The organism is Rhodopirellula sp. JB055, from assembly GCF_043100905.1.
Classification (GTDB): domain Bacteria; phylum Planctomycetota; class Planctomycetia; order Pirellulales; family Pirellulaceae; genus Rhodopirellula.
The window spans coordinates 1-5,253 of record NZ_JBICHO010000336.1 but is presented as its reverse complement, the minus strand read 5'-3'; the positions used below and the strand labels follow the sequence as shown (position 1 = coordinate 5,253).

Below are 5,253 nucleotides of genomic sequence, written 5' to 3'. Positions count from 1 at the left end.
CCAACATGAAGTGGGTGCATGGTTCCCAATCAATCCCAAGGGACCGCGATCGGTTCGTATCGTGGTCGACGCACTGGTTTGATATCTGTGAACGCTGTTTGCATGCTTTTAGTCAGCATGCTGTTGCCGTTCACTTCCAATCAAGGATTGGCCCATGACGCTTCGCACACCGGGGTGCTGAAAGGTCTCGACCTGGATGGACGGTTGATTCGACTGGGACAATCCAACGAGACCAAGGCCGTCGCGGTCGTTTTCTTGTCCACGCATTGTCCGATCAGCAACGGTTATCTGCCGTTGCTCAATGACTACGCAACGGAATACGGCAAACAAGGCATCGAGTTGGTCGGTGTGATTTCCGATCCGTCCGTGACACGTTCGGACGCAAAAAAGCACAGCGCTGATTATCGAGTTGAGTTCCCAGTGCTGTTCGACGGTTCCGGCGAATTGCGTTTGGCTCTCTCACCAACCCATACGCCCCAAGCGATGTTGATTCGGCCGACCGGCAAGATGCTTTACAACGGTGCGATTGACGATCGGCATGTCCAAGTTGGCCGCAAGAAAGATCACGCCGCCAAGTCTTATCTACGAGAGGCGATCCGCGCCGTCATCGCTCGACGTCCGGTGGATGTGCCGAAAACGAAACCCATCGGTTGCTTGTTGGAGGATCCACCAAACAAAGCGATCGAAGGCGAAGTGACCTACGCACGCGATGTTGCGCCGGTCATTCAAGCAAACTGCACGGGATGTCATTGCCGAAACGGTTCGGCTCCGTTTCCGTTATTGAACTACAACGATGTCAGTGGACACGCCAATCAAATTTTGGAAGTGACGCATTCGCGGTTCATGCCGCCATGGAAACCGGCCACTGGGTTCACGCGATTTCAAGATGAACTGCGATTGACCAACCATGAGATGTCATTGTTGAACGTTTGGGTTCGCGATGGCAAACCGGCAGGCGACCCGAAGGATCTGCCGGCCCCTGTGCCGCCATCGAGTGGTTGGCCACTCGGTGAACCGGATATGATATTGGAAATGAGCGAGACGTTCTCGATCCCATCCAGCGGTCCCGACATTCGTCAGTACTTCGTCATTCCAACTGGTTTGAAAGAACACCGCTTGGTCAACGCGATCGACTTTCATCCGGGGACGCCTCAATCCGTTCATCACGCCAGTTTCTTCCTGGACACCCAACGAAAGGGGCGGCGATTGGACCAATCAGATCCGGCGCCGGGCTACTCCAGTTTTGGAGGGCCACGCTTTGAACCTGAAGGAACGCTAAGCAGTTGGTTCCCGGGAATGAGCCCGCGACGATTGCCTGAGGGCATGGGACGTTTTGTGCCAAGGGGAAGCGACATTGTGGCGGAAATCCACTACGTCACGACCGGCAAACCACATCAAGACAAGTCGAAGATCGGGATTTACTTCGCACCACCAACGGCCAAGAAGATCGTTACCGAAGTCCAAGTCGGCAACAAACGAATCCGCATCCCGCCGGGGGCGGAGCATCACTTGCAACGCGCGACGTACACCTTGCCCGTTGACACCGTGTTGTTGGACACGGTGCCGCACATGCATATCTTTGGCCGGGAAATGAAAGTTTGGTCGAAGTCACCCGATGGCGAGACCATACCATTGTTGTGGATCAAAGACTGGGATTTCAATTGGCAAGGCAAGTATTCGTTTGCCGAACCTGTGCGATTGAAAAAGGGAACAATCCTTCACGTGGATGCTTGGTATGACAATTCAGCCAACAACCCGTTGAACCCGAACTCGCCACCCAAACCAGTTTCGTGGGGTGCTGACTCAACCGACGAAATGTTGATCTGTCACTTCCAATGCACCTGCGAAACGATGGGGGAACTGAACGAGTTGATTCGGCACCAAAAGAAACACATCGCCGATCGACAATAGTCGTCTCGGGCTTTCACCTCGATCTATCGATGTTGCCCCCGCCCGCGGGCGAACGCGCATGAATGGCTCCAGAGGAGTCCGCGTTGGTAGCTCGGGGCGGAAACCCCGAGACGAGAGAGAGATCACGATGTCGCCCCGGACGGGGCCAGCGTCGACGATCGGCACGTGACGTGGCTAGCACCATCGCCAAGTCCGAGGCCTCGCTGACGTCTTTGGGCGTAAGACAACCTGCCCGTTTCCGGTGAGCGAAGTTATGCTTGCGTCGATCCAAGCTTGAATCCTTTGAAGGGCGTTCCGTGTCAGCATCTCATACCACCCCACCATCGAATCACGGCATCGGAATTCTGGGTGGATCGTTCGACCCGGTTCATGTCGGGCATCTCTGGATGGCCGAATCGGCTCTCGAACAATTGCCGATTGAACACGTGCGCTGGATCCCGGCGGCGACCAGCCCACTCAAACCCCACGGCCCGGTGGCCAGCAACGAGCACCGTCTGCAAATGCTGCGGTTGGCACTCAGCGGACAATCCGGCCACGTCATCGACGACTGGGAACTCCGGCAAGACAGCGTCAGCTACACCCTGCTGACGCTGGAACACCTGCAGGAACAGTTTCCTGACCGCCCGCTGTATCTGATCATCGGAGCCGATTCGTTGGCCTCCTTCGACCGCTGGCGAGAACCCCAGCAAATTCTGCAACGGTGCCACCTAGCCGTGATCGCTCGCGGCGGAGACCCTCCACCGGACTACTCGATCCTGGACGGAATGACCGACGAAACGCAGATCCAAAGGATTCGCGAGTCCCAGATCCAGATGCCCCAGATCGAAATCAGCAGCAGCGACCTTCGGAATCGCATCGCGACCGGACGGAGTATCCGATTCCGCGTGCCACACCCGGTCGCGACGTTGATCGACAATGAAAAGATGTACCGGGTACGATAGCAAAGTTGCCTGCGATTCCCCGCGTGTCGAAACTGAGATCTGCTATGTCGACCAATCCGATCCCACTGCTGTCCGAACAGGAATACCTTGACCAAGAACGAAAGGCTTCGTTCAAGAGCGAGTACTTCGGCGGCGAAACCTTTGTAATGGGCGGCGCGAAGCGAGCACGCAACTTGATCGTGACAAACCTAATCCGGGTTCTAAGCAACGCGCTGCTCGATGGTCCCTGCGAAGTTTACCCCTGCGACATGCGCGTCCAGATTGAAGCCACTGGTTTGTACACCTACCCCGATGTGGTCGTGGCTTGCGACGAACCCAAATTTCGCGACGACCAACTGGACACCCTGCAAAATCCGACTCTGTTGATCGAAGTCGCTTCGGAAAGCACAGAGGCATACGACCGAGGCACCAATTCGAGACACTACCGACGCATTCCATCTTTGAAAGGATACGTGCTCGTCGCGCAAGATCGACCAGCAGTTGAATCATTCACCCGTGGAGACGACCACACATGGACGCTTCGTGAAGCGGGGGGACTGGAGAATGAATTGCGGATCGACGCCTTGAAGCTGAACCTGCCGATGACAGAAGTTTATCACCGGGTCCAGTTCGATCGCCCCGATCCGTTGGTGAAATGACATCAGAGCTCAATGCGCCCCTCGCCAGCGAGTCTGCTCTGAACGGAGCATCCGGGTTCAGGTTCCGCATCCTGTGCGGTCACTGATCGCCCAAGAAAAGCTTTATCGGGCAGAATAGGCAAAAGGGATTGCGTGGAAACGCCGATCTCGGCACACTGTGTGGCCCGCGATCGCGACCTTTTTGCGTTCGCGGGACACCATTGGCGAGCCGGAGACATTGGTTTTCCGGCCGAATCAGTCCATTCGCCTTCGATATTTTCGAAAAGCTTCATGCCTCCACGTCCAATGAGCACGCGTAGCCGTGCCCGCAAACGCTCCCGAGTCCGCAGCCGCACGCGTCGCAAGGACCCCATCTTCGTCGATGGCCATCGTCCACGTCCGATGTACGTTGACTACAAGGACCTCGAATTGCTGTCCAAGATGGTCAACCGTCAAGGACGCATCATGGGCCGTCGCAAAAGTGGTTGTACCGCTGCCAGCCAACACGCTGTCACGGCTGCGATCAAACGAGCCCGCTTCATGGCCTTGTTGCCATACGTCGGCGAATAAGCCAAACCGGCAAATCAGTGAACGATTCTGCCTCTGACGAAGCCCCCACCCAGCGGGCTCCGGTCTATCAGACCCAACGCCGCGTCGAGTTTCGAGACACCGATGCGGCTGGAATCGTCCACTTCTCGGCCTTCTTCCCGATGATGGAGGCGGCCGAACACGAGTTCCTGAGATCGGTCGGCATCCCCGTGATGCCGCACCATGAATCCGAGGAACGATTGACTTGGCCCCGAGTCGCCGCCAGTTGCGACTTTCATGGGCCCGCCCGATTCGAAGACATTTTGCAAATCGATTTGCACGTCGACCGAATCGGCCAGTCCAGCATCAGCTATCGCTTCGAACTGACCTGCGAAGGCCGCCGCATCGCCACCGGCAAAATCACCGCCGTGTGTTGCGACCTGAAAGCGGGCGGCAAACTGGTCAAAACCAACGTGCCCGATGACCTGCGTCAGCGATTGTCTGGCCCTCAAAACGACTGAACAAACACATGCCCGCAACTTTCGAAGGCTTCGGCCTGAAACTGCTGTACCCGGACAACTGGACGTTGGTCGAGCGAGCCGAAGACGAAGGCGACCAGGGAGCCACGTTCGACCTGCCCGGCGGCGGATTTGTATCGCTGGAAACGTTGCCAATCACTCGAGAAGACGAAGTCGTCCTGGGTGAAATCGATCAAATGCTCCGGGGACAATACGAAGACCTGGAACGTGACAACGCCACGCTGCCGGGTGCCGCGGAAGGCGAACGCGCCGTTGACTTCCGGTTCTATTACTTGGACCTCGTCGTGATGTCACGCGTGGTGCTGCTGGACGCCCCTGCCCCGACCCGCGAACAAATGCCAATCGCGGGACGCATCTTGGCTCAACTCCAAGCCGAGATGTCGGATTTCGAAGCCGCCGAACAGGTCTTCAACGCGATCCTGCAACAGATCCGAATGGCCGAACTTCCCGAAGAAACCTGAGCAGTGAAGCCTGCTCGAGGAAGCGAGTGGTTTGCCAAATTGAAGAGTTAGGTTTGATCGCAGTGGACGAAGCGACGAGCCCTTGGGTTTGACGCCAGTTCAGGACACCTCGCCACGGCCACTACCGACCACGACCACGTCGTCGCCGACACTGACACCCCCGGTCAGGGGGGTCCGGAGGCTGACCGACCAGCGCTCCCGACCGGTCCCGGCTTCGTGGGCGGCCACGCCGCCCTTTGCATCGGCGACGTAGAGC

The 5,253-nt window shown here is 57.2% G+C and carries 7 protein-coding genes; 6 read left to right on the top strand and 1 reads right to left on the bottom strand.

The genetic code is table 11. The annotated features are described in order from the left end of the window. The first annotated feature begins 102 nt into the window (after nt 1-102). From ACF8AM_RS13305 to ACF8AM_RS13280, 6 genes are all read left to right on the top strand, one after another. Nucleotides 103-1,911, top strand: a complete 1,809-nt coding sequence (locus ACF8AM_RS13305; RefSeq protein WP_392556094.1) for a thioredoxin family protein — start codon at nt 103-105, stop codon at nt 1,909-1,911. A gap of 257 nt (nt 1,912-2,168) precedes the next feature. Beyond that, the gene (gene nadD, locus ACF8AM_RS13300) at nt 2,169-2,852 is read left to right on the top strand and encodes a nicotinate (nicotinamide) nucleotide adenylyltransferase (RefSeq protein WP_392556093.1); all 684 of its coding nucleotides are present in this window, start codon (nt 2,169-2,171) and stop codon (nt 2,850-2,852) included. 44 nt (nt 2,853-2,896) lie between these two features. Further along, on the top strand, nt 2,897-3,490 hold the full coding sequence (locus ACF8AM_RS13295; RefSeq protein ID WP_392556092.1) for a Uma2 family endonuclease: 594 nt from the start codon (nt 2,897-2,899) through the stop codon (nt 3,488-3,490). Between the two features lie 270 nt (nt 3,491-3,760). Continuing rightward, nucleotides 3,761-4,039 carry a 30S ribosomal protein S18 gene (rpsR, locus tag ACF8AM_RS13290; RefSeq protein WP_231845729.1) on the top strand — a complete coding sequence of 93 codons (279 nt, stop codon included), beginning with the start codon at nt 3,761-3,763 and terminating at the stop codon, nt 4,037-4,039. A 17-nt stretch (nt 4,040-4,056) separates the two neighbouring features. Next, nucleotides 4,057-4,518, top strand: coding sequence for an acyl-CoA thioesterase (locus ACF8AM_RS13285; RefSeq protein WP_392556091.1), 462 nt, complete (start codon nt 4,057-4,059; stop codon nt 4,516-4,518). Between the two features lie 8 nt (nt 4,519-4,526). Continuing rightward, nucleotides 4,527-4,997, top strand: coding sequence for a hypothetical protein (locus ACF8AM_RS13280; RefSeq protein WP_392556090.1), 471 nt, complete (start codon nt 4,527-4,529; stop codon nt 4,995-4,997). A 99-nt stretch (nt 4,998-5,096) separates the two neighbouring features. On the opposite strand, the gene ACF8AM_RS13275 is transcribed toward ACF8AM_RS13280, so the two are convergent. Further along, a complete protein-coding gene (locus ACF8AM_RS13275; RefSeq protein WP_392556095.1) occupies nt 5,097-5,225 on the bottom strand; it encodes a PQQ-binding-like beta-propeller repeat protein in 129 nt (42 codons plus the stop codon). Nucleotides 5,226-5,253: the final 28 nt, after the last annotated feature.

Excerpts from the sequence above, each read along its gene's own strand:
- ACF8AM_RS13295 (WP_392556092.1), top strand. The coding sequence starts at position 2,897 with ATGTCGACCAATCCGATCCCACTGCTGTCCGAACAGGAATACCTTGAC.
- ACF8AM_RS13305 (WP_392556094.1), top strand. The coding sequence starts at position 103 with ATGCTTTTAGTCAGCATGCTGTTGCCGTTCACTTCCAATCAAGGATTG.
- rpsR (WP_231845729.1), top strand. The coding sequence starts at position 3,761 with ATGCCTCCACGTCCAATGAGCACGCGTAGCCGTGCCCGCAAACGCTCC.
- ACF8AM_RS13280 (WP_392556090.1), top strand. The coding sequence starts at position 4,527 with ATGCCCGCAACTTTCGAAGGCTTCGGCCTGAAACTGCTGTACCCGGAC.